At 72.6% G+C, this 449-nt stretch carries 1 protein-coding gene; it reads right to left on the bottom strand.

Going from position 1 to position 449, the window contains the following annotated elements; all coding sequences use genetic code 11:
* Positions 1-449 (bottom strand): autotransporter outer membrane beta-barrel domain-containing protein (locus tag ACWCOM_RS18490; protein WP_454550203.1); only part of this gene is annotated, 449 nt, incomplete at both ends.

Raw genomic sequence — 449 nt, 5'->3', positions numbered from 1 at the left:
GCGCAGGTTGGCCTCGCCGGCGCCGGTCTCGGTCACATCGTCCAGGCTCAGGCGGCTGTGGTAGACGCCGACCAGCGGCTCGATGCTCGCGCTCGGCGTTTCGAAACGCCAGCCGGCCTCGGCCATCGCGTACCAACCGTCGGCATCGGCGTCGGCCCGCGCGGTGCGGTCGAACACGCCGACGTGGACCGGGCGGGTGACATCGAAGCTGCTCGTGGCGTAACCGGCCGCGCCTTGCACCCACGCGCCGCCGTCGGGCCGCGGGGCGTAGCTGAAGTGGACGCCGAGGTACCACTGGTCGCCGTCCGAGCGGTCGCCGCGGCGCGGCACGTCGAAGTCCGACTTGGCCATGCCGAGATGGCCGCCGGCGCGGAAGCCTTCGCCGAACGGCGCGTCCGCGCCGATGGTCAGGCCCCACAGGTTGTTGTCGATGTCGGCCAGCGTTCCGT

Source organism: Kocuria sp. KH4 (genome assembly GCF_053711175.1).
The sequence above is the reverse complement of the archived record's forward strand: the minus strand, read 5'-3'. Positions and strand labels throughout refer to the sequence as shown.